General features: G+C 62.8%; 22 protein-coding genes and 1 pseudogene. 17 read left to right on the forward strand and 6 right to left on the reverse strand.

The window, feature by feature from the left end:
* Positions 1 to 125 precede the first annotated feature (125 nt).
* From trbK-alt to NKI58_RS25950, 16 genes are all read left to right on the forward strand, one after another.
* Positions 126 to 497 carry a putative entry exclusion protein TrbK-alt gene (gene trbK-alt / locus NKI58_RS25875; protein ID WP_352853899.1) on the forward strand — a complete coding sequence of 124 codons (372 nt, stop codon included), beginning with the start codon at positions 126 to 128 and terminating at the stop codon, positions 495 to 497.
* The gene (trbL, locus tag NKI58_RS25880) at positions 494 to 1,864 is read left to right on the forward strand and encodes a P-type conjugative transfer protein TrbL (protein ID WP_352595170.1); all 1,371 of its coding nucleotides are present in this window, start codon (positions 494 to 496) and stop codon (positions 1,862 to 1,864) included. The genes trbK-alt and trbL overlap by 4 nt, the downstream gene beginning before the upstream one ends.
* Complete coding sequence (gene trbF, locus NKI58_RS25885; RefSeq protein WP_352595167.1) at positions 1,861 to 2,547, forward strand: conjugal transfer protein TrbF; 687 nt, start codon at positions 1,861 to 1,863, stop codon at positions 2,545 to 2,547. Before trbL ends, trbF begins: the two co-directional genes overlap by 4 nt.
* The gene (gene trbG, locus NKI58_RS25890; protein WP_502898844.1) at positions 2,547 to 3,614 is read left to right on the forward strand and encodes a P-type conjugative transfer protein TrbG; all 1,068 of its coding nucleotides are present in this window, start codon (positions 2,547 to 2,549) and stop codon (positions 3,612 to 3,614) included. The genes trbF and trbG overlap by 1 nt, the downstream gene beginning before the upstream one ends.
* A complete protein-coding gene (locus tag NKI58_RS25895) occupies positions 3,611 to 4,825 on the forward strand; it encodes a TraB/TrbI/VirB10 family type IV secretion system protein (RefSeq protein WP_352595162.1) in 1,215 nt (404 codons plus the stop codon). The genes trbG and NKI58_RS25895 overlap by 4 nt, the downstream gene beginning before the upstream one ends.
* Positions 4,822 to 4,983: a DUF2274 domain-containing protein gene (locus NKI58_RS25900; protein ID WP_502896937.1), complete on the forward strand. Its 162-nt coding sequence runs from the start codon at positions 4,822 to 4,824 to the stop codon at positions 4,981 to 4,983. Before NKI58_RS25895 ends, NKI58_RS25900 begins: the two co-directional genes overlap by 4 nt.
* Positions 4,971 to 5,258 carry a DUF2274 domain-containing protein gene (locus tag NKI58_RS25905; protein ID WP_352572196.1) on the forward strand — a complete coding sequence of 96 codons (288 nt, stop codon included), beginning with the start codon at positions 4,971 to 4,973 and terminating at the stop codon, positions 5,256 to 5,258. The genes NKI58_RS25900 and NKI58_RS25905 overlap by 13 nt, the downstream gene beginning before the upstream one ends.
* A 378-nt stretch (positions 5,259 to 5,636) precedes the next feature.
* Positions 5,637 to 6,329: an RNA polymerase sigma factor gene (locus tag NKI58_RS25910; RefSeq protein WP_023679398.1), complete on the forward strand. Its 693-nt coding sequence runs from the start codon at positions 5,637 to 5,639 to the stop codon at positions 6,327 to 6,329.
* Between the two features lie 207 nt (positions 6,330 to 6,536).
* Positions 6,537 to 7,889: a hypothetical protein gene (locus NKI58_RS25915; RefSeq protein WP_352595159.1), complete on the forward strand. Its 1,353-nt coding sequence runs from the start codon at positions 6,537 to 6,539 to the stop codon at positions 7,887 to 7,889.
* 913 nt (positions 7,890 to 8,802) lie between these two features.
* Positions 8,803 to 10,146, forward strand: a complete 1,344-nt coding sequence (locus NKI58_RS25920; RefSeq protein WP_352853902.1) for a sensor histidine kinase — start codon at positions 8,803 to 8,805, stop codon at positions 10,144 to 10,146.
* A 482-nt stretch (positions 10,147 to 10,628) separates the two neighbouring features.
* Positions 10,629 to 10,811 carry a hypothetical protein gene (locus NKI58_RS25925; RefSeq protein WP_023679139.1) on the forward strand — a complete coding sequence of 61 codons (183 nt, stop codon included), beginning with the start codon at positions 10,629 to 10,631 and terminating at the stop codon, positions 10,809 to 10,811.
* 219 nt (positions 10,812 to 11,030) lie between these two features.
* Positions 11,031 to 11,963 carry a sugar ABC transporter substrate-binding protein gene (locus tag NKI58_RS25930; RefSeq protein ID WP_352595153.1) on the forward strand — a complete coding sequence of 311 codons (933 nt, stop codon included), beginning with the start codon at positions 11,031 to 11,033 and terminating at the stop codon, positions 11,961 to 11,963.
* Between the two features lie 67 nt (positions 11,964 to 12,030).
* Positions 12,031 to 13,086, forward strand: coding sequence for an ABC transporter permease (locus NKI58_RS25935; RefSeq protein ID WP_352624516.1), 1,056 nt, complete (start codon positions 12,031 to 12,033; stop codon positions 13,084 to 13,086).
* Between the two features lie 3 nt (positions 13,087 to 13,089).
* Positions 13,090 to 13,869 carry an ATP-binding cassette domain-containing protein gene (locus tag NKI58_RS25940; protein ID WP_352457238.1) on the forward strand — a complete coding sequence of 260 codons (780 nt, stop codon included), beginning with the start codon at positions 13,090 to 13,092 and terminating at the stop codon, positions 13,867 to 13,869.
* The gene (locus NKI58_RS25945) at positions 13,866 to 14,825 is read left to right on the forward strand and encodes a cyclase family protein (protein WP_352595147.1); all 960 of its coding nucleotides are present in this window, start codon (positions 13,866 to 13,868) and stop codon (positions 14,823 to 14,825) included. Before NKI58_RS25940 ends, NKI58_RS25945 begins: the two co-directional genes overlap by 4 nt.
* 23 nt (positions 14,826 to 14,848) lie before the next feature.
* Positions 14,849 to 16,324, forward strand: coding sequence for an amidase (locus NKI58_RS25950; RefSeq protein WP_352595146.1), 1,476 nt, complete (start codon positions 14,849 to 14,851; stop codon positions 16,322 to 16,324).
* A 16-nt stretch (positions 16,325 to 16,340) separates the two neighbouring features.
* Here NKI58_RS25950 and NKI58_RS25955 read toward each other — a convergent pair whose 3' ends face one another.
* A complete protein-coding gene (locus NKI58_RS25955; RefSeq protein WP_352595144.1) occupies positions 16,341 to 17,627 on the reverse strand; it encodes an ROK family protein in 1,287 nt (428 codons plus the stop codon).
* A gap of 156 nt (positions 17,628 to 17,783) precedes the next feature.
* Here NKI58_RS25955 and NKI58_RS25960 point away from each other — a divergent pair.
* Positions 17,784 to 17,959: pseudogene (locus tag NKI58_RS25960) on the forward strand (SMC-Scp complex subunit ScpB); the annotation flags it as partial.
* Between the two features lie 69 nt (positions 17,960 to 18,028).
* Here the strand turns inward: NKI58_RS25960 and NKI58_RS25965 are convergent.
* The 5 genes from NKI58_RS25965 to NKI58_RS25985 all read right to left on the reverse strand — a co-directional run bounded on the left by NKI58_RS25965 (position 18,029) and on the right by NKI58_RS25985 (position 22,790).
* Entirely contained in the window at positions 18,029 to 18,745 is a 717-nt protein-coding gene (locus NKI58_RS25965) for an ABC transporter ATP-binding protein (RefSeq protein ID WP_352595141.1), read from the reverse strand.
* Positions 18,742 to 19,482 (reverse strand): ABC transporter ATP-binding protein, encoded by a 741-nt coding sequence (locus tag NKI58_RS25970; protein ID WP_156937422.1) that lies wholly within the window; start codon positions 19,480 to 19,482, stop codon positions 18,742 to 18,744. The genes NKI58_RS25965 and NKI58_RS25970 overlap by 4 nt, the downstream gene beginning before the upstream one ends.
* A gap of 2 nt (positions 19,483 to 19,484) precedes the next feature.
* Entirely contained in the window at positions 19,485 to 20,471 is a 987-nt protein-coding gene (locus tag NKI58_RS25975) for a branched-chain amino acid ABC transporter permease (protein WP_352595138.1), read from the reverse strand.
* An 8-nt stretch (positions 20,472 to 20,479) separates the two neighbouring features.
* Entirely contained in the window at positions 20,480 to 21,352 is an 873-nt protein-coding gene (locus NKI58_RS25980) for a branched-chain amino acid ABC transporter permease (RefSeq protein ID WP_352853903.1), read from the reverse strand.
* 166 nt (positions 21,353 to 21,518) lie between these two features.
* Positions 21,519 to 22,790, reverse strand: a complete 1,272-nt coding sequence (locus tag NKI58_RS25985) for an amino acid ABC transporter substrate-binding protein (RefSeq protein WP_352595135.1) — start codon at positions 22,788 to 22,790, stop codon at positions 21,519 to 21,521.
* Between the last annotated feature and the right edge of the window lie 209 nt (positions 22,791 to 22,999).

Here is a 22,999-nt window from a genome sequence, read left to right on the forward strand (position 1 = left end):
AGCCCGCAACAGTTCGAGGACCAACACGCCCGGCAGATGGTCAAAACTGCGGCTTGACCCTGTCCGGTCCGAGGGGCGCACTCCAGTCATCGGTAAAAATGTTCCACGACTGAGGCGAGAATCGCATGGATCTCAAGATCGCCGCCCGGATAGCAGCCGTTCTTGCCCTTGGCACCGCCATGACCGCCGCCTCCATGGCGCTGCGCGGCGACGGCTCGCACGACGCGTCCTCCCCGCGCTCCGCATATCCGGGCGGCGAGCCGGCTAAGGTCGAGCTTGCCCGATGCCGGGCCATCGGCATGGCGGCCGTTGACGACGAAGCCTGCAGGAGAGCCTGGGCGGAAAGCCGCCGACGCTTCCTGCAACTATCCCTCCGCCCCATCGCGCCAAACGCGGCTCCGTGGATCGAAAAGGACCAGAGCCGAATGCTGCCGCTCCAACCGCCAACTCCGCCTCGCGCGGAAGACCGGCTGCATCCGGAAACGGTGGCGCCATGAACGACACCGGCGTGATCGATCGCTTCCTGGAGACCTTTACCCGCTATATCGATTCTGGCTTCGGGCTGCTCAGCGGCGAGGTCGCATTCCTCACCTCCACTTTGATCGTCATCGACATCACGATTGCCGGCCTGTTCTGGGCTTGGGGTGCGGATGAGGACGTCCTGCACCGACTGATGAAAAAGACGCTCTATATCGGCTTCTTTGCCTTCATCATCGGCAACTTCAATCGTCTGGCCGGGATCGTCTTCGAGAGCTTTTCCGGGCTCGGTCTGAAGGCGGGAGGTTCGGCACTATCGGGCGCCGCACTGCTGCAGCCGGGCCGCGTCGCGCAGGTCGGCGTCGATGCCGGCAATCCAATCCTCGAAGCCGCCAGCCAGTTGATGGGCTACGTCTCGTTCTTCGAGAATTTTGTTCAGATCGTGGTCCTGATGATTGCTTGGGCGATCGTGCTGATTGCGTTCTTTGTTCTCGCCGTACAGATCTTCGTCACGCTGGTCGAATTCAAGCTGACGACGCTTGCCGGCTTCGTGCTGATCCCTTTTGCGCTGTTCAACCGGACCGCCTTCCTCGCTGAAAAAGTGCTCGGCAACATCGTTGCCTCCGGCGTGAAAATCCTGGTGCTCGCCGTCATCGTCGGCATCGGCTCGGGCCTGTTCGGCGAGTTCACTCAAGGCTTTGGTGCCGAACAACCGACGATCACCGATGCGCTGTCGCTTGTTCTCGGCGCATTGTCGCTGATGGGCCTGTCGATCTTCGGTCCAGGCATCGCGACGGGGCTGGTTTCGGGTGCTCCGCAACTGGGCGCAGGTGCCGCTGTTGGCACGAGCCTCGCCGTTGGTGGCCTTGGCGTAGCCGGCGCTATGGGCGCCCGCGCCGCAATAGGCGGCGCAGCAGGCGGGCTCAGTGCAGGCGGGCGCATGTCGGCAGCCGCCGCACGTAGTGGCGCGCATCTGGCCGGCAGCACTTCGGCCGCCTGGGAACTCGCCGCAGCCACGTCTGGAAGAGGTGGTGCAGGCTCAATCGCCGCCGGCATGGCGGGTGTCGCAAAGGCTGGTGCCAGCGCTGCCGTTCAACCCGTCAAGCAGGCAATGTCGCGCGCCGCGTCAGCCCTGTCCGATAGCTACGAGGCCGCCCGCTTGGCAGCTTGGGCTACGACGAGTGGAGAGCGATCGTCGCGAACGGCTTCCTCCGGTGACTGGTCGACCACCCAAACCAGTGCCGACGCCCCGCCCGCATGGGCAAAACGCATGAAGCGCGGCCAGGCCATGAGCCATGGCGCCAGCATCGCCGCGCATTCAGTTCATTCGAGCGATGATGGCGGCGGCTCAATGAATGTTTCCCTCGATCAGGACGACCGCCGATGACCCCCTTTAGACGCCCTTTTGTTCGTTACGGAAAAACGCCTCACCCTGAGACGCCATATCAGCGTGCAGCCCAGATTTGGGACGAGCGCATCGGCTCGGCTCGCGTCCAGGCGAAAAACTGGCGGCTGATGGCCTTCGGCTCGCTCGTCCTGGCCGGCGGTTTTGCATCCGCATTGGTCTGGCAATCGACGCGCGGTTCGGTGATTCCTTGGGTGGTTCAGGTCGACAAGTTTGGCGAGGCGCAGCTTGTCGCCCCGGCCATTGCCGACTATCGGCCGACCGATCCGCAGATCGCCTGGCATCTGGCCCGCTTCATCGAAGAGGTCAGAAGCATTCCGGCCGACCCGGTCATCGTCCGCCAAAACTGGCTGCGCGCCTACGATTACACCACAGACCGCGGCGCCATTTCCCTCAATGATTACGCTCGCTTGAACGACCCGTTTGCCAAATTGGGCAAACTCCAGATCGCCATCGAGGTTTCCAGCGTCATCCGTGCTTCGCCGGATTCTTTCCGCGTCGCCTGGATCGAGCGCCGCTACGAGAACGGCAACCTGGCCGGCACCGAGCGCTGGACCGCAATCCTCACAATCGTGATTCAGCAACCCCGCGACGCTGACCGGCTCAAAGTCAATCCGCTTGGCGTCTATGTCAACGCCATCAGCTGGTCGAAGGAGTTTTCATGATGCGTGCAGCACCAACAAGAACATCGGCGAGACCGGCCACGCGCAATGCGCCCAAGGCACGTAGGCTTGCCCTGGCATTGCTGTCGGCAACGGCGCTCGCCGGCTGTGCATCGAAGAAATACATTCCGCCGGAAATCGCCTACGACGATGCGGTGCCTGCCGTGCGCAGGGTCGACCCGCCTGGTCCGGTCAAGGTGGTGGAAGTGCCGAAACTGCTTCCGCTGCCTGGTCAGTTGAAACCGGTCGAGGCCACGAACCCGAAGGTGAAGCCGGAGCCAGCCGATCCGAAGCAGCGGATCAGCCAGGCCAATGAGGCCGCGCGCATGCAGCCGGTTCGCGACGGTTTCGTCAATGCCATCCAGCTCTATCCCTGGAGTGAGGGCGCGCTCTACCAGGTCTACGCCGCACCCGGCCAGGTCACCGACATCGCCTTGCAGCCCGGCGAGCAGCTTGTCGGCTCCGGGCCAGTCGCCGCCGGTGACACAGTGCGCTGGATCATCGGCGATACGCAAAGTGGGGCAGGGGAGCGCCAGCAGGTCCATATTCTTGTGAAGCCGACACGGCCAGACCTCCAGACCAACCTGGTCATAAATAGCGACCGCCGCACCTATCATCTCGAGCTCCGCTCGACCGAAAAGACCTACATGGCCTCCGTCTCCTGGCAGTATCCGCAGGACCAACTGATTGCGCTGCGGCGCCAGAATGCGCAGGCTTCCGCCGCAAAGCCGGTCGCGACCGGCGTCGACCTCCAGAAACTGAATTTCCGCTACCGCATCGAGGGCGATGCCGCACCCTGGCGGCCGCTTCGCGCCTTCGATGACGGTGCAAAGGTCTATATCGAGTTCCCGTCGGGCATAGCGCAAGGTGAAATGCCGCCGCTCTTCGTCATCGGCCCATCGGGCGGCTCGGAGCTGGTCAACTACCGTGCTCGCCAGAACTACTACGTCGTTGATCGGCTGTTTGCCGCCGCTGAATTGAGGCTCGGCGACAAAACAAGCGAAAAGCGCGTCCGCATCGTGCGCACGGACGGCAAACGAACCTCGCCTAGCACGAGGCTGTTCCGATGAGCGACCCTGCAAATGCACCCAACCAGGACATTCGAGCGGAACTGCGCCTTCGGCCCGAACCGGCCAGGGTCACGCGACTGTCGCGCAAGGTGCTGATAGGCGTTGGTGGAGTTGCCAGCGCTGTGATCCTCGGCACGTTGATTTGGGCGCTCGACACCAGACAGCGCGGAACCGAACAGCCGCCCGAGCTCTTCACCACCGAAAACCGCTCAACGGCCGACGGGCTACAGAAGCTGCCGAAGGACTATGCCGGTGTTCCGCAACTCGGCCCCGCGCTGCCTGGCGATTTGGGCCGGCCGATCTTGCGCGCGAAGGAGCGCCGCCAACCGATTGGGGCGTCCAACGTCAGTGGACCGCGCGCAGATCCGGAGGAGCAGCGCCGACTGGCCGAGATCGAGGCCGCACGCGTGGCGAAGCTCTTCACCGATACGAATACGAGACCTGGTCCCGCACGACAGAATGCTGGCACCAGAGTCATAGAACCGGACACCCAATCTGGTCTGACTCCGCCGCCGGGGCCGCCACCAATCGATCCTGGCGCCGCGCAAAACGTGCAGGATCGCAAGCTGGCCTTCGTCAATGCCGAGCCAGACCGTCGTACAGTCAGCCCCAATCGGCTCGCCGAGAAGGCCTCGCCCCATGTGGTGCAAGCCGGCAGCGTCATTCCAGCTGCCCTTATCACCGGCATCCGCTCCGATCTGCCCGGCGAGATCACCGCTCAGGTCACGGAAAATGTCTACGACAGCCCGACAGGATCCCATCTCCTGATCCCGCAGGGTGCGAGGCTGATCGGCCAGTACGACAGCCACGTCGCCTTCGGCCAGTCGCGCGTGCTGCTGGTCTGGAACCGGCTGATCATGCCTGACGGCACCTCGATCGTGCTGGAGCGCCAGCAGGGCGCAGACGCTGAAGGATTTTCCGGGCTGGAGGACGAGGTCGACCGTCATTGGGGCCAGATGTTCCGGGCCGCAGCACTCTCGACATTGCTGGGCATTGGGACATCGCTTGGGTCCAGCGACGACGAAAGGGAAATCGCCAAGGCCATCCGCGAAAGCGCGCAGGATTCGGCCTCCGATATTGGCCAGCAGCTCGTGCGCAATCAGCTCAATGTCCAGCCGACGCTCACCGTGCGGCCCGGTTTCCCGGTTCGCGTGATTGTCAATCGCGACCTTCTTCTTGTGCCTTACGGCACGCCAAAGGATCCATCATGACCAAGCTGAAACTTTCTGCCATTCCCGATGACCGTCCGGTCAAGATCACCGTCGAACTGCCTGCCGCCGTTCATCGCGACCTCGTTGCCTATGTCGATTATCTGAACAGTCAACATGTCTTTGTCTCACAAGCAGGAGGTGAACCATGCCGGATCTGAGGCTCGGTCGGCTGCCGAAGGTTGGCGTCGTCCGCATGACCATCTCCCTGTCGGAACCGCTCAAGGAGGAACTCGACCAGTATGCAGCCGAACACAGCCGGCTCTACGAACCCGTGGACGCCGCAGCCCTGATTCCGCACATGCTGGAAGCCTTCGTCCGTTCGGATCGCGGCTGGCGCGGCCGTAAGGCGAAGGCCGGCCGTGCCCGTCAACGAGGGGCGTCTCCAGCCAGCAGTACGACACGAAGCGGTGCTGAAGGTGATGGCTCCGCCTGAAGCTGTCCTGGTGGCTTTACCCTAAGCGGAAGTTCGCTCGCCCTCGGTTGAACTCACACTCATGGACCCAATCCTGACCTTCCGGGACCCATTTTCCTTCCAGAAACCGGACATTGGGCCCAACCAGCGCTCGTGACCCGAAGGCGACCTTCATTTCCTAGAAGCGCGTATGACTGCTCTTAGCCGGAAACCCGGCATTTGATGGACGCTGTGCTTGGAGGGCGGGTAATGAAGCGTCATAGCATCGTCGGCATGATAGGCGCCGTCGGCTTGCTTCTCGCCGCTGTGTTTGATTGCCTGTTGCCTTCCACTGATGAAAGAGTCGACTAGGACCTTTTTTGCTGTGACCGCACCGAATTGGTGATTAGATAAGTTGTCATGTCCGACCCACGCATCGACAGGGGCGATGACGGGCGCAATTCCAAGGATGTGGAACTGGTCCGCCGCGCGTTGGCGCGCGACGCGGACGCATTACGAACCATCATGCAGATGCACAACCAGCGCCTCTACCGTATCGCGCGTGGATTGGCCGACGACGACAGCGAAGCCGAGGACATCGTTCAGGAAGCCTATGTCAACGCCTTCGCCCACTTTGCCGAGTTTCGAGGAGAATCGGCATTGTCGACATGGCTCTGCAGGATCGTCGTCAACGAGGCACTAGGACGCTTGCGAAGGAGTCGGCGCGCGGCAGCTTTTGCAAAATCCGCGGCACGGGCCAATGCCGAAGTCATACAGTTTGCTCTCGACAAGCATTCCGGGGACGCAGAGCGAACGGTGGCGCAACGACAAATCCTGAGCTTGGTCGAACAGGCAACCGATAGGCTGCCCCCCGCCTACCGCGTTGTTCTTATTGCCCGAGCAATCGAAGGACTCTCTAATGACGAGACAGCGGAACTGCTCGGCGTGCGTCCCGAGACAGTGCGGACGCGGCTCCATCGCGCTCGCCGTCTCCTTCGCCAAGAGCTAGACGAGCAGATTGGCCCCGTGCTGCTCAATGCCTTCCCCTTCAAGGGCCGACGCTGCGAGCGACTAATCGACACCGTTATAGATCGCCTTCGTTTTCCAGCCTGACTGCGTGACGGAAGGTCTTTCTGCGCCTCTCTCTCCCATGCCGGCAGAAGGTCCATGCTCTATCGATCGATCGGTCTTCGCGCCGGACGCGGGAACGTTTTGACGGTTCGGTCATCCAATATTGTCAGCCAGATTCGGTAGCCACGCAATCGGGACGTCGCCGAACGGGTAGACCAACTGGAAAACAATGTTCGGGAGGACAAGGCAGTGTCAGCACGGTTCAATCGTATTGGTGTCTCCTTGGTCATTCTGGTCTCCGCGGCTTTGATTCCGGCCGCTGCCCAGACGGGCGCAAAAGGATCGGTCAGTGGAAAGGATTTTGACGCCGCCACGGCCGAGCAGGCCAAGCGATATCTTAAGGAAGGTCGCGAGACTTTCCGTTTCGATACCTTTGGTAGCGAGGAGTTTTGGGGCGGCAAGCTCAAGCTCCATGAGGCGATCGCCGGGGAGAAACTGGGCGGGGTCGGACCTGGCCTCAGTCCGGAAATGGCTCTCGAACTTGGCCTCAAGGTCGATGTCAATGCAATTCCGAAGGATGTGGCTGCAGCTCTCGACAAAGGTGAGGTCGACCTTACCGATCCTGCAAGCACGCTTCTCCTGCTCAAAGCCAATGCCGTTGTCGGGGTCACCGGGTTCTTCGCCGAGGACGGAAAGACGCTGACTTCGGTCGGCATACAATGTGCCGTGTGCCATTCGACCGTTGACGACGCATATGCGCCAGGCATCGGGCATAGGCTGGACGGCTGGCCGAACCGCGACCTCAATATAGGCGCTGTCGTTGCATTGGCGCCTGACCTCACGGCGTTCACCGAAATGCTGCAGATATCCGAAGCGGAGGTGAAGAAGGCGGTGGAAGCATGGGGCCCTGGCAAATTCGATGCTGAACTGAACCTCGACGGCAAGGCATTCCGGCCGGACGGCAAGACGGCCGCCACGCTCAATCCACCCGCCTTCGGATTGGCCGGCGTGAACAACCATACATGGACCGGAGCCTGGGGCACGGTGAGCTACTGGAACGCCTATGTCGGCAATCTCGAAATGCACGGCAAAGGCGTTTTCTACGATCCGCGCCTGGACGATACAGAGAAGTATCCGGTCGCAGCGAGAACGAAACAGGGCCACAAGCAGGACGAGGAAGACCGGATCACGGCGAAGCTGCCGGCGCTTCACTTCTATCAGCTTTCGCTGCCGACCCCGAAGCCGCCCGAGGGCGCCTTCGACAGTGCGGCGGCGGAGAAAGGCGAGGCACTTTTCAACGACAAGGCCAAATGCGGCACTTGCCACGTGCCGCCACTATTCACCGAGCCGGGATGGAACCTGCATACGGCCGATGAGATCGGGATCGACGATTTCCAGGCGATGCGATCCCCGGACGAGCGTTACAGGACGGCATCGTTGCGTGCACTTTGGAACACGGAAAAAATCCACAAGGGCGGTTTCTACCACGACGGGCGGTTCGCCACCCTCAATGACGTCATCAAGCATTATGACGACCATCTGGGCCTTGATCTGACCGATCAGGAAAAGAGTGACCTGATCGAGTACCTCAAGTCGATTTGACCCAGCACTTGACGGCGTCGGCGTTCCTCGGATGTCGATTGGGAGGAAAGGTTATGAACGGTGATCGTAGTGAGGCAAATCGCTGGTCGGCACACAGCGTGCCAAGCCAGACGCTGTCTCGTCGGAAGTTTCTGAAGGTATCGATGACCGGCGTCGCCATGCCGGTGGAGGCGGGCTTGCTTCCTGCATGACGGGCCAGCCTGCGGCGCGTGGCGCCGGAATAACGCCAAAGCCTCTGGCACTCTATCAGGATGTTCCAGACAAAGGTCGCCGCTGCGCAGGGTGGGCCCATTTCCTGGAGCCGAATGCATGCGAGATCGTTGCGGGCGAAATCAGCCCTGATGGCTGGTGCCGCTTTTACAAACCGCGGCCAGCCTGATCGGTCGGAAACCAGCGGCAGGGGAACCTCGTTGGAAACGGATCAAGGAATCACTTGGGCGCAGCAAAACGTGTATTCCGCCCGAAATCCGCAGTGCACGTCCAACATCGCGGCCCACCCGATCCAACCAATGTTGATCCCGTTCCTGGTAGCTTTTGATCACGACATTCTCATGGGATCGCTGTCAGGAAATGGATCATCAATTCGCCTGATCTTGCTGGACAAACATCCGAGAAGAGGCCGGATCGCGATCTTCAGTGAGTCCACTGCAGACGTCCGCGCATGGCGCGACCGAGCCGGCCGAAGGATTCGTTCTGCCGTACAGCCGCGGAGCGTTCTTCGTCGCGGTTGGGCGGCGAGCCGACTTTCTGGCTGCGCGCGCCGCAGACCGGTTGACGTTAGAAAGAGGCCATTCCTTCTGTTTCCGATCAAGTGGGGCTCACAAGGAGCTACCAACTGGACTCTAGCTCAATCTGCTGTTCATTGTAACGAATGGGCAACCAAAAATCCTCAGGGGAAAGCAGGCCACCCCGGTTGTACAATCTCGGTTCAACTGGCCTTGCCGAAGCGATCCTGCAGACAATGGATCAGCCGCTGCTGGTCCTAAGAGACGACCTTACGGTCGAGGAAGCCAATTCGGCGTTCTATACGCTGTTCAAGGTCGACACCGAAGAGACCCGCGGGCGCCTGCTCTACGAAATCGGCAATGGCCAGTGGAATATCCCCGAGCTCCGTCGGCTCCTGGAAGAGATCCTGCCGCAGCAGTCGGTAGTGGAGCACTACCGGCTAGAGCATAAGTTCCCGGAGATCGGCAAAAGGATCATGATCCTGAACGCGAGGCGGCTGCCGCCCGAGGGCGACCGCCCTGAACTGATCCTTTTGGTCATCTCAGATCGCACCGAGACCGAACAGGCCCGGTTCGAACTCGAAGGCTACGTCGAGTTCGGGGAAAAGCTGATTGACAGTACCCGGGAGGCGCTCCTGGTGCTCGATTGGGACCTGAAGGTGGTTCGCGCCAACCGGCCCTTCTATGACGCCTTCCAGGTGTCTCCTGACGACACTAAGGGGCGGCTGATCTACGAGCTCGGCAATCGGCAATGGGACATCCCGCGTCTGAGAGAGCTGCTTGAGAACGTCCTGCCCAACAACAACGCCTTCGATGATGTGGAAGTGGAGCATGATTTTGAGCACGTCGGCCGCCGCGTCATGCTCCTCAACGGGCGACGCCTCGACCACCTCGACCTCATACTGCTGGCGATCCGCGACGTCACCGAGCAGCGCCGCATGGAGAAGGAGCGGGAAACGCAGGTTGGCGAGCTCCATCACCGGATAAAGAACGTCCTCACCACAGTCGATGCGCTGGTAAGACGAACGCTGCGCGACAGCGGTTCGCTTGAGGAATTCGGCCGAGCCTTCGAGAGCAGGCTCGGTGCCATGGCACGCACGCAGGATCTGTTGGTGCGCGCGCCGAGGGGAAGTGTTGATATGTCCGAGATTCTGCGGCTGGAGCTGCAGGCGCATGGCGGACGGGAAGGTGGGAATTTCAATCTCGACGGCCCCGCAATCGCGCTACCGCAAGATGCGGTCCAGGCATTCGCAATGGCCGTTCACGAACTCACCACCAACGCAGTCAAGCATGGCGCGTTTGCTTCGCCTGAGGGGCGAGTTGACATTCAATGGACGGTGCAGGCGGGCGAAGGGGGCGCGACGCGTGTAATGTTTCGCTGGCGGGAACGTTGCCCGATCATAACCAGCGCCGGCCTCACCGGCTACGGCTCCCGCGTCCTGGAGGCAGCGTTCCGCCACACCCTGAAGGGCAGCTCCCGGCTTACGCTGCATCCTGATGGAGCTGAATTTTCGGCTGAGTTCCAGCTCTAATACCGCGCGGACATGTCGAGGCTGCGAGGACTGCGCCAAATCCCATATCCACATGATGGTGTCAGGCCGCGGTTCTGCATGCTGGCATAGCAACCGGTCTGGATCGAACGGGTTCCGCCGGGGGCGATGGGAGGAATGACTGCGGAACCCTGGGCAGCGGTCGTTTCGGGCCATGGGAGGTCGCATCAAGTCATAGCGCGAACGGCAGGTTTGTAGATGCCATGAAGGTCAGCAAATGGCGCGCAACATGACCTCCAGCATTGTCACCCGCGATGTCCGCTTCCGGGCGGAGGCTGAAGAGACTGCCACCGCACTTTCAACCTCGCCAAGGAACACCTCGAACAGCTCAAGGCGAGGCCATCGACTTAAGCCTAGCTGTGCGTGTTTCGACATTTCGACGTCGCGGTGTCGGATTATTTGCATGCAAACCAGTTTTACGACGCTATCCTCCCATCCTCAACGGAAGATTCTGGGAGGAATGCATGGCTGCGCATGAGCAACATGCCGTTGAAATCATTAGGGACAAAGAGTGGTCGGTTCGCGTGACGGTCAACGGCACCACCACCACGGTCCCTTTTACATCTGAGAGCTACGCGCGTTCGTTCGCAGACGGTCAGGCGTTCCGACTGGGCGTTCAGGTCGCGGAGATCAAGAAGGCGGCCTAGCCGCGCGCTTGCCCCAAGAGCCCCACAGCGATTGAACCTCGAGTGACCAAAGCCGGTTGAAATTAGCCGTTGCGCGGCATAAGAGCTTGTGCCTATAGTTAGTACGTGGCTCGCACGAACAAACAGACTGACTGTGACGACCTGTAGATGGCGCCCAAGCTGGGCTGCTGCGCGGTCTGGACGTGAGCCGGAACACTCGGTCAACAGGGGATACGCACAGTGAACCGCTTTCAGAAACTCTCGACCGCAGCGCTCGTCGCAGCATCCTTCACGTCGACCGCCCTCGCCACGAATGACAAGCTGACGATCGGCATCGTCACCTTCTCGACATCCGACGTCGACACAAACCAGATGGTCGACACGATGAGCCAGGAAGCCAAGTCTAAGGGCTGGTCGGTGGAAACGCTCAATGCCAATGGCGATCCTTCGCAAGCGATCACCAGCATCAAGCAGCTGGCAACCAAGAAGGTGGACGCCATCATCGTCACGGTCTTCGATTCGACGGGCCTGGCGGCCGGGCTCCAGGCGGCGGCGGACGCAAAGATCCCCGTGCTTTCGGCCGGCGGCGGCATGGCAGACGGGATCGCGCTATCTGCAAGTACCGGTGCTGCGCAACCGCTGATGGACTTGATGCTGAAGGACATCGGCAAGTCCGGAACTGTACTCGACCTCACCTACCATCCCGGCATTCCGTGCCGCGAACGAGCCGACGCCTTCGATACGGCCGTCAAGGCAAATCCGGGGCTCAAGGCGACCTCGCACGAGATCAGCATCCCGGGTGCTGCCGAATCGTCGCAGGCCGCGACCAGCGCCTGGCTTGCAGCCAATGCCAACGCCAAGGGGCCGTTCGCCATCTTCAACTGCTATGACGACAACGCTATGGGCGCGATCGCGGCGCTGAAGCAGAACGGCCGCAGCGACGTGAAGGTCTATTCGTTCAACGCCACGGCGCCCGCTGTCCAGGCTGTCAAGGACGGGACGATGACCGCCACGCTCGGTGTCGATCTGACTTCGGCAGGCAAAATGCTAGTTGATCAGATTCCCGACATCCTGGCAGCCGGCGACCAGTGGAAGCCCAAATCCTTCGTGCCAGGCTATACGCTCGTCACCAAAGAGAACGTCGACAAGTTCATCAAGGACAATCCGCAGTAAGCTCTCCTGATTGTGGGTCTGGGCCGGACTTGCCTGGCCGGGCCGGAGTGCTGTCATGAGAGCCGCTATGTCCGCTGATCATTCCCTGCCCGAAACCCACGCTCCGGCAGAGGCGCCCCGCGTCCTGCCGTCAACGCAGACCGGCTATGCCTCGCCCAATGCCCGACAGCGGCGCGCGTTGCTCATGCGCCTGCTTGGAACCTACGGCACCATCATCGTGCTGGCGTCGATGCTGGGGATCTTCTCGGTGCTGGAGCCGGGGACCTTCGCAACCATCGGCAATTTTCGCAACATCGTAAACGACATGGCGATCGGCACCATTGTCGCGGCCGGCCTCACCGTGCCCCTCGTCGCCGGTGATTTCGACCTCAGTATCGGCTATGTCGCGAGTTTCTGCGGGCTTCTCGTGGTCGGGCTGTTGAGCAGCAGTGGCTTGCCGATCCTACCCGCCATCTTCCTTGTCGTCGGCCTCGGAACGGTCATCGGCATTGTCAACGGCATTGTCGTTTCGAAGATCGGGGTGAACGCCTTCATTGCCACGCTTGGCACGGGCACCATCATCGTCGGGCTGAACTACGCCTATTCGGGCGGAATTCCGCTGCAGCTCACCCAGTCGCGCGAATTCACCAGTATCGCGATCGGCCGGATTGCCGGAGTGCCGCACCTCGTCATCATCATGGCCGTCGTGCTTGCGCTGCTGTGGGTGATCCTCAACCGAACAGTGCAGGGCCAACACATCAAGGCCATCGGCGTCAGCCCGGAATCAGCGCGCCGCGCCGGCGTCGCCGTCGATCGCAGCCGCATCGTTGCCTTCGCCATCGCCAGCACCTGTGCTGCTATCGGTGGCGTGCTGATGGCCTCCAATCTCGGCTCCGGCCAGGTGACGGCGGGTGACAGCTTCATGCTGACGTCGTTTTCGGCCGCCTTCCTCGGTTCGGCGGCGCTGCGAGAGGGTCAGTTCCATATCCTCGGCACCTTGATCGGCGTGCTGACGGTCGCCGTCGGCAACAATGGGCTGGCCATGATCGGCGCGCCGATCTTCACGCAGTTCCTGTTCACCGGCTGCCTTCTCGTCGTCGCCGTAGCGCTCGGCGGTATTGGCCGCCGCTATGCGAGGGGATAGGCCATGGCGCAGAAGATGCTGCTCAGCCTGCGCCGGATCTGCCGCAGCTTCGGCGGCATCCAGGCACTCGATGACGTTTCGCTGGACATCGCCAGGGGCGACATACTCGGCCTCGTTGGCGACAATGGTGCCGGCAAGTCGACGCTGATCAAAATCCTGGCCGGCGCGCATGACCCAACTTCCGGCGACGTGATCCTCGAAGGGCGGCCGCAAAAGTTGTCGCCGCCGTCCGAAGCGCAACGCCTCGGCATCGAGACGGTCTATCAGGACCTGTCGCTGATCGGCACGTTCACTGCCGCCGAAAACTTCTTTCTCGGCCGCGAGATTGCGCTTGGCCGCGGCCCGGCGCTGCTGCGCTGGATCCGCCGCAAATCGATGGGCGACATCGCGATGCGCGGCCTCGAGGAACTGCACATCGAGATCCCCGGGGTGCGCAGCAAACCGGTGGATCGCATGTCCGGCGGCCAGCGCCAATTGGTGGCGATCGCGCGCGGTGCCTTTTGGGGCCACAAGCTGCTGCTGCTCGACGAGCCCACCGCGGCGCTCGGCGTGCGCGAATCCCGTGAGGTGCTCGACCTCATCAAACGACTCGGCGCCCAGGGGCTGACGATCGTCATGGTCACCCACAATCTCGATCATCTCTGGCAGGTGTGCAACCGCGTGGTGGTGATGCGCAGGGGCCGCAAGGTCGCCGATCTCGCAAGTTCCGGCACCAACATGGAGGATGTCGTCGCTTATATCACCGGCGCCAGGCAGCCGGCGACCGCGCAGGCGGAAGCATGAGCGCGGCTGAAACGATGACGCTGCGCCGGCTGCTGGGCAATGCGCCGAGCCGCTGGGGGCATTGGGGTGCCGACGACGAGATCGGAGCGCTCAACTATCTGACCGCCGACGAGGTCAAGCGGGGCCTGGCGTCGGTGCGGGACGGCCGCACCTTCACCCTCGGCGTGCCGGTCGGGACTTCTGAGGGCGATGCCGTCTTTCCCGGCCGCTGGCCGGCGAAGCATTTCATGGTCGCCGACAAGGCCGGCTTCGAGAACGGTCACTGGCAACCGCTTGCCGGCGGCCTCGAATTCGCAGACGACTATATCACCAGCTTCGCACAGGCCGGCACGCATTGCGACGCGCTCGGCCACATGTGGTTCGACGACACGCTTTGGAACGGCTTCGCGGCAAGCAGTACCAATGGCGGCATGACCAAGGCCAGCATCATGCCGATCGCGGAGCGCGGGATCGTCGGACGCGGCGTGCTGCTCGACATCGCCCGGTTCCGCGGCAAACCGGCCCTTGAGCGCGCTGAAACATTCACGCATCGCGACCTCATGGAATGCGCCCGGGCCCAAGCGGTCGATATCCTGCCGCGCAGCATCCTTCTCGTTCGCACCGGCTGGGTCGGCGCACTGGCGGCGGGAAGCCAGCGCGTCGGCGATGGATATTGGGAACCCGGACTGACCTTCAGCCTCGACCTCGTGCGCTGGTTCGACCAGATGCAGATCCCCTGTCTGGTTACCGACACACTGGCCAACGAGACAACCTACGAGCCCGAGACCGGGTTGATGCTGGTGCTGCACGCCGCGCTGATGCGCAATCTGGGCGTGGCGTTCACCGAAATGGCATCGCTCGACCTGCTGGCCGCCGACTGTGCCTCGGACCGCCGCTACGAAGGCTTCTACTGCGCCAGTCCGGTCAAAGTGAGCAAGGGCACCGGCGGCGCGGCAAATCCAGTGTTCATCAAATAGCACCCAACAAGCTGGAACGGCTTATGACTTCTGCAGACGACCAGATCTGTTTCCTGCCGGCCACGGAACTGGCCCAGCGCATCCGGCGCCGCGACCTGTCGCCGGTTGAAGTAACCGAGGCCTATCTGCGCCGCATCGAGGCGCGCAACCCGGTGGTCAACGCCTATACGCTGGTTCTCGGCGACCAGGCGATGGAAGCTGCGCGGGCCGCCGAAAAGGCCGTGATGGCAGGCGGTTCGCTTGGACCGCTGCATGGCGTCCCCGTCGGCATCAAGGACCTCGACGATATGGCCGGCGTGCCGACCTCGATGGGGTCGTGGGCGGTGCACGACCGGGTGCCCAAAACAAGTGCTGTGGCGGTCGAGCGCCTGCTCGACGCAGGCGCCATCGTGCTCGGCAAGACCAACACGCCGGAGTTCGGCCATAAAGGTATCACCGACAATCTGCGCTTCGGGCCGACCAGCACGCCCTTCGCGATCGGCTACAATTCCGGCGGCTCGTCCGGCGGCAGTGCGGCAGCGGTCGGCGACGGCATGGCGGCCCTGGCGCAAGGCACGGACGGCGGCGGTTCGGTCCGCATCCCCGCCTCGTTCAGCGGCACCGTCGGCTTCAAGCCCTCTTTCGGCCGCATTCCTTCGGTGACTCGCCCCGACGCCTTCTTGTGGGGACATCCTCTGGTCCATATCGGACCGCTGACCCGCACCGTTGCGGACGCCGCGCTGATGACCAAGATCATGGCCGGGCCTCACAACCGCGACCCGTTCTGCCTGCCGGATCACGGCGTTGACTATGTCGGCGCCGTTGCCGGGCGGACGCCGAAACTGCGCGTGGCCTACAGCCCGCGACTGGGCAATTTTCCGGTCGAAGCCGGGGTCGCCACCGTCGTTGCCCGGGCAGTCGATGTCATGCGAGCACATGGCATTGAGGTTGATGAGGTCGAGCTCGATTTCAGGGCCGATCACAAGGAACTGGCTGCGCTTTGGGTGCGCACGATCTCGATCCACTATGCTGCCATCGCCGTGTACTGGAAACAGGAGGGCATCGACCTAATGGGCAAGCACGCCAAGGTGCTCACCCCGCAGTTCCTCGCCATGCTGGAGGGCGCCTACAAGGTGTCCGCCGTCGACCATGCGCTCGACGATCTTTTGCGCACCGGCGTCCTTGACGGCCTCGAGGATGTATTCGAAACCCATGACCTGATCGTCTCGCCGACGCTGGCCGTTCCGCCCGTCAAGAATGCCCCCGACGGCAACACGATCGGGCCGACATCGATCAATGGCGAGGCGGTCGATCCGCTGATCGGCTGGTGCATGACCTATCCGATCAACTATACCGGCCATCCGGCGATTTCGGTTCCGGCCGGCCTGACGGCGCAGGGCCTGCCGGTCGGCCTGCAGATCATCGGGCGGCGGCACGCCGACGAAACCGTTCTGGCGATGGCGGCTCAGTTCGAACGTATGCAGCCCTGGTTCCAAAGCTATCCGGGGCTCGCTGGATAGTTGGGTGTCGGAATACCTAGATCGGAAGCTGCAGCAGCTCGGAAATCACCAGACCGGCTGCGCCTAGGAGGGCGGCCCGGTCACCTGCATCGCCGGCAATGAATTCGATCGCGCCGCCGGGTCGTGACGGAACCATGGCGCGGACATGCTCCGCGATTGCGCCGAGCAGGCAATCGCCGCCGAGCACGACATCGCCATGCATGATGAAAATGTTGGGCGCCACCGTCTGCTGCAGATTGGCGATGCCGACGGCGACGTTGCGGGCATAGCGGTCGAGCAGCTCAGCCGCTCCCGGCAGCCGCCGCGCCGCCATGTCGACGAGGCGGGCCGAGTCGATCAGGTCTGGCTCTGGCAGAGCCGTGCGGGCGGCCTCCCGCCGGAGCCAGCTCAAGGTGGCAATGGTGTCCCAGCAGCCGCGCCTGCCACAGCGGCAGGGCTCGCCGTCGAGCTGCACGAAAGTGTGTCCGAGTTCGCCGCCTGCGCCTGCCGTGCCACGATAGAGGTGCCCGTCGAAATAGAGTGCGCCGCCCAGCACCTCGCCCGTGTAGACGACCGCGAATTGCCTGACGCCGCGCCCGGCGCCGAACCAGCGGTCGCCGACCAGCAAGGCGCGCGGATGATGGTCGAGCTTGACCGGCAGGCCGAAGCGTCGCCCGAGATCGTCGGCGAGCGGGTAGCGGTCGAGCGCCGGCGCGAGATTGACAGCGACGATCGACCCGCGATCGGTGTCAACCATGCCGCCGACGCCAACACCGATCCCGAGAGGCATGCGCCGCGCCCTGGAGAGAGTGTCGCCGACGCATTCAGCGATCGACTCGATGATTGGCCGGACCGGCCCCCTGCCGTCCGGCAGGGCCATCTTGCGTTCCGATTCGATCTTGCCGTCGAGCGTCGCCACGCAGGCATGCACGGCATCCGGCATCAGCAGCACACCGCAGATCGGACGGGCATTGGGCGAGAACCACAGCGGCCGGGCCGGCTTGCCGCCGCCCGGACTGGGAGGAACCGGGTCGCTCTCGACCAGCACCTGATCGTCGATCAGCGGCTGCACGATTCCGGAAATGGTGGTGCGGTTGACCCCGGCCAGGCGGGCCAGTTCAGCCCTGCTCGTCGGCCCAAGATCGAACAGGGCCTGCAGCACACGGCCGCGATTGGTCGAGCCGACCATCGAGGACGACAGCAGCGCCTTGCGCCGGCGCGAAACCCGCTCCGCGCCGGACGCATCGCCGGGCGGCGTGAACAGAGCGCTGCGTCCGCCATTCGGGCGCCCATCGTCGGTATCGTCCATCGTCGGGTTTTTCATAAGGGGCATCCTGCCAGCTCTTCTAACCCAGGACCTTACCGGTTTCGAGCACTTTGTGCGAGCAGGCAACAAACTCGTGCATTGCCAGGACAAGATGCGTCGCAAATGTTCAAAGACACGCCAGCTCGGCGTCTCCTGACTAATTGGTGTCACAATAAGTTCCTGACCCACTTCGGCTTTGACACGTTGCGCGACCTGCCGGATTTCGAGGCACTCGAGGACGCTGGCCTGCTGCCAAAGACAAGCTGCTCGCCGGCGATATTCCGGTTGGCCAGACGAGCGGGGAGCGTGATGATGAGGTGGACATCGTCGCTGAAGGCGAGATGCCATGAGCAGACAGGCTTCTCTCTTCGACTCTCGGCAATCTCACGTCCAGGACCGACCGAACTGCAAATGCCCTCTCACGCTCCACCCATATAAATATCCATGATCTGCCGATCGTCGCGCACATCCTGAGGCTTTCCCTCGAAGCGCCTTTCGCCGGCCGCCAGGATGTAAAGCTTGTCTGCCATCGGCATCGCCTCACGGATATTCTGCTCCACCATCACGATGCCGATGCCGTGCGCGGTGAGGCTGCCAATGCGCTCGAGCGTCTCGATGACCATGGCCGGCGATAATCCGGCGGAAGGCTCGTCGAGCAGAATGAAGCGCGGTTCCGAGACCAGCGCTCGCCCCAGCCCAAGCATTGCCTGCTCGCCGCCAGAAAGCGAACCGGCCGCGGTTCGCCGTCGCCGCGCCAAAGAAGGATATTGCTCGATCACCGCCTCGATGCGCTGTTCGACTAGCCGGCTGTCCGCGATGGCGTAGCCCCCCATGCGCAAATTCTCTATCACTGTGAGGCGCGGAAACACACCGCCGCCCTGCGGCATCAGCACCAGCCCCTGGCGCACCACCTCATGGACGGCAAGGTTGGAGAGCGTTGCATCGCCCAGGCTGGCCGTGCCGCTCCACACCGGCAGGGCGCCGGCAATCGCCTTGAGCAGGGTCGACTTGCCACAGCCGTTCGGTCCGAAGATGCAGGTGATCTTACCAGCCTCCGCGCTTAGTGAAACGCCATGGACGATCTCCTGCTTGCCGTAGCCGGTGACGATGTTTTCGGCGGTGAGGGTGGTGCTCATTGCGGCCGCCCCAGATAGGTCTGCATAACTTCCGAATTGCGAACGATGTCGTTAAAAGAGCCGCTGGCCACGACGCGCCCTGCATCCATGACGATGATGCGATCGCACACGTTGCGTACCATCTCCATGTCGTGCTCGATGACCAGGAAGGTGATGCCGTGTTCGCGCAGCCGCGCGATGGCCTCTAGGATGATCTTGCGGATGTTGGGATGCACCCCCGCCGTCACCTCGTCGAGCAAAATGAGCGTGGCCTGTCGCATGATGACGCGCCCGAACTCCAGCAGCTTCTGCTGGCCGCCCGAAAGGTCCGAAGCGCGATTGTCGGCGACATGGTCCAGCGTGAGCAGCGCCAGCGTTTCGGCTGCCCGATCACGGGCGCCCTGCCAATGGCCCTCGGCCGCTGCCGCTAGCAGGTTTTCGGTGACGCTCATATTGTCGAACATGGCCGGAATCTGGAAGGTGCGCGCAAGCCCCAGCCGCGCGATCGCGTGAGCCTTTCGGCCGCCAATTTCGTGACCGTCGAAGCGGATCTGGCCACGATCCGGCGCCACCGTGCCCGACACCAGGCTGAACAGAGTCGACTTGCCGGACCCGTTGGGCCCAATCAGGCCGGCGATCTCGCGCCGACCGACCTCCAGAGACACACCGTTAACAGCCTTGATGCCGCCGAAATGGCGGTAGAGTTCGCGCACGACGAGGATAGGGTCGCCGGCCCCGGCCGTTTTGCCCTCGACCACGCTCAATTGGGCCCTCCATGGCCGTCGCCGACAACCTTGCCGACCGCCTTGTCCAGCACGGCGCCGGACTTGGCCCCGTGCCGCGAAAACAGACCGGCGATGCCGTTCGGCATGAACACCACCACCAACACGATGGCCGCGCCCAATATGGCGATGTAGAAGGCGGTGTCGCCCCAGTACATCCAGATCACGCGGTTGACGACGAACAGCCCTACACCGCCCAGTGCCGGCCCCCACAGGCTGCCTAACCCGCCCAGCAGCACCATTACCACCATCTGGTCGGTGATGTCGCCGCCGAAGACGCTTTTCGGATTGATGAAGGTGACCCAGTAGGCGAAGATCGCGCCGAACACCGAAGCGGTAACGGCGCTGAGTACGAAGGTTTGCAGCTTGACCAGCGACGTGTTGATACCGATTGCCTCGGCAGCCGGCTCGTGGTCGCGCAGCGCCTTGACCTTCAGCCCGAAACGCGACCGCTCGAACAGCGCCCAGGTGATAAGGTAGGTCAGCGCAGCCGCGCCGAACATGGCGAAGTAGAAGAAGCGCTCGTCGAGAAAGGGCGGCAGCCCAATTCCGCCAATGCCGCCGGTAAAGTCCATCACCGAGGTGAACTGGATGAGCACCTCGGCGAAGGCCCAGGTGGCTATAGCGAAATAGGCGCCGCGCAGGCGAAGTGTCGGCGCGCCGATCATGATGGCAAACAGCGCCGTCACCACGATACCGGCCGGGACGGTGGCAAAGAAGGGCCAGGCGAGTTTGTCGCCCATCAGCAGCGCCGTGACATAGGCGCCGAGCCCGAAGAAAGCCGAATGGCCGAAATTGATGTAGCCGGCATAGCCGCCGAGCATGTTCCAGGAGCAGGCCAGCCCCGCCCACATCAGCGCGCCGGTGGCGATGCGCAGCCAGTAGTTGTTGACCAGCATCGGCAGGAGCGCCAGCACAATGATCACCCCAATCAGCAGGAGGAGGCCGGTCCGGCGTTGCTTCATGTCCGGCCTCACAGGCCGTGTCGCAGGATCCCGCTCGGGGACAGGAGCAGGACGAGGAACAGCGTGGCGAAGATCGCCAGCAGCGAATAGCTCGACCCGACATAGGTCGCGACGAAGGCTTCGATGACGCCGAGCAGCAAGGCGGCGACAAGGGCACCGCCGACGGAGCCCAACCCGGCAAGCACCGCCACGAAGAACGCGAACAGCGTATAGCGCAGGCCGACCTCCGGATTGACTGAAAAAATTGCACCCATCAGCACGCCGGCCATGGCGGTGATGCCTGCGTAGAGCGCGTACACATTGGCGCTGAGGCGGCGAATGTTGACGCCCATCAGCGCAGCGTTCTGCCGGTTTTCGGCCGTCGCTCGGATCGCCAACCCATAGCGGGTGCGGTAGAGGAACAGGAACAGCCCGCCGGCGATGGCGATGGCGAACGCCGCCGCCGCCACGCGGATCAGCGGCACCGTCACCGGCCCGACGGCAAGGCTCTCGCCGCTCAACGCCGTCGGAACGCTGTGGGTATTGAAGCCCCACGCGGTCAGCATGCCGCCGCGTAGCAGCGTGAACAGGCCGAAGGTCAGCGCCAGCGCCATCAATTCCGGCCGAGCCGTGCGGCTGTTGCGGACATTGTAGAGGATCGGCCCAATCAGATAGCCAATGGCGCCGAACAGCACGAATGCCACGGGGATCGCCAGGAATCCGTCTACGCCCAGTCCGGCGGCCATGTAGTAGCCGAGATAGCCACCCAGTACGACCCAGCCGCCCACAGCGAAATCGATGACGTGCAGCACGCCGAAAGCGAGCTGGAATCCGATCGTAAAGGTGGCGATGACGCCGCCGATCAGAAGGCCGTTCAGCAAGGTCTGTAGGAAAAGATCCAAGGCGGGAACCATCCGTCAGTCAGCCAAACCAAAAAAACGCGGGGTGCCGCGGCAAGGCGGCCGCACTCTATGGCATGGTCCGTTATTTTCTGAGCACGCGCAACCGTCGTCGTTCCCCCAGAAAGGGTGATGGCGATGAGGCTGCCCACCCCCTGTCCGAAGCCGCTTATTTCCAGGCCGGCAGCGGGTAGGTGAGGTTTGCCGACGCGGCCTCTTTCGGGCCCACCGCCACCGTCTTGCCGCCCTGAATCTGGATCAGCACCGGAACCGGTTGGACGTTGTCATGGTAGTGGTTGCCTTCCTTCTCGAACTTGATCGGCCCATAGAAGGTCTGGATTTCTGTCTCCGCGATCGCGTCCTTCAGCGCCACCCTGTCTTCGGGCGTTAGTGCCGGCTTCTTGCCGAGTCGCTTGACGGCATCGCCGAAAACGAGGCCGCTGGCCGCGCAGGCCGCTTCGGTGTAGTCGGGCTCGTGCCCGGACTTCTTTTGCGCCATCTCGGCAAACTCCCTTGCGGTGCCGAAGACGTCGTCCTTGTACGGAACCGATGGCAGCCACACCGAGACGCCGCAGGTGCCGTCGGCGTCCGCGGCCAGCGCCTCGGCGAAGGCCGGGTCGGTGACGCCGTAGTGCATTATCAGCGCCTTGGGCCGGAAGTTTAGCGACTTCGAGGTCTTGACGACATTGATCAGCGGCTCCTCATGGCCGCCGACGGCGACGATGTCGGGATTGAGCGCTGCGATCTTAGAGATAACTGGGGTTAGGTCGCCCGAGGCGGGCACCAATTCGTAGGCGACGACTTCCAGCCCGGCCTCCTTGGCTCCGTCGCGGAAACCTTCGCCGGTTTCCTTCGAGAAGGGCTCGTTGACCCCGATCACCGCAATCGTCTTGGCCGTGGGGTTGGACAGTTTCGCCAGCACGGCCAGCGACTTACCGGCAGTGGTGTCTACGGCCGGGATGATGCCGAAGTTGAATTCCGGCTTGGCCTTCCAGACGTTCGGCGATTCCGCGGAGCCGGAAATCATCGGCACCTGATACTTCTGGCAGATCGGCTGCACGGCGATGGTCGAGCCGCTGGTGTAGGGGCCGAACAGCACGTCCACCTCGTTCTGCACGATTAGGCGCTCGGCGGCGTCGGCGCCGGTCGCCGGGTTGCTCTGGTCGTCACCGTAGAACATGTCGACCTTGAAACGCTCGCCGGCGACCTCGACGCCCCCCTTGGCATTGATCGCCTCCGCCCACAGGTCGTAACCGCGCTTGGTCAGGTTGCCGCCGAGGATGTTCTCGCCCGACAGCGAGGTAATAACGCCGGCCTTGTAGGTCGCCACCTGCGCGTGTGCCGTTCGCACGAACGGCATTCCCAACGGACCGGCCGCGAAGGCGACAGCGCTGCCGCCGAGGACCCAGCGACGCGAAAAACCTTTGCTGTTCGTGGACATCATTCAACTCCCTTTGCCCGGCTATGAGATTTGGAAACCGACCATATTCTTGTTCCTACCACTATATGCCCTTTGTGCGGATAAGGAAGATTTCGCTGCCGTCCTCGGATCACGGCGGCGCAGGCGGCGATGAAAGCCATCTGGAATGACGATGGCTCCCGCTCGGTAGCCCTATGTTGATGACTATTGCAAACTCGCCAGCGGATTGC

It is taken from the genome of Mesorhizobium sp. M0522 (assembly GCF_040321085.1).
Lineage (GTDB): Bacteria > Pseudomonadota > Alphaproteobacteria > Rhizobiales > Rhizobiaceae > Mesorhizobium.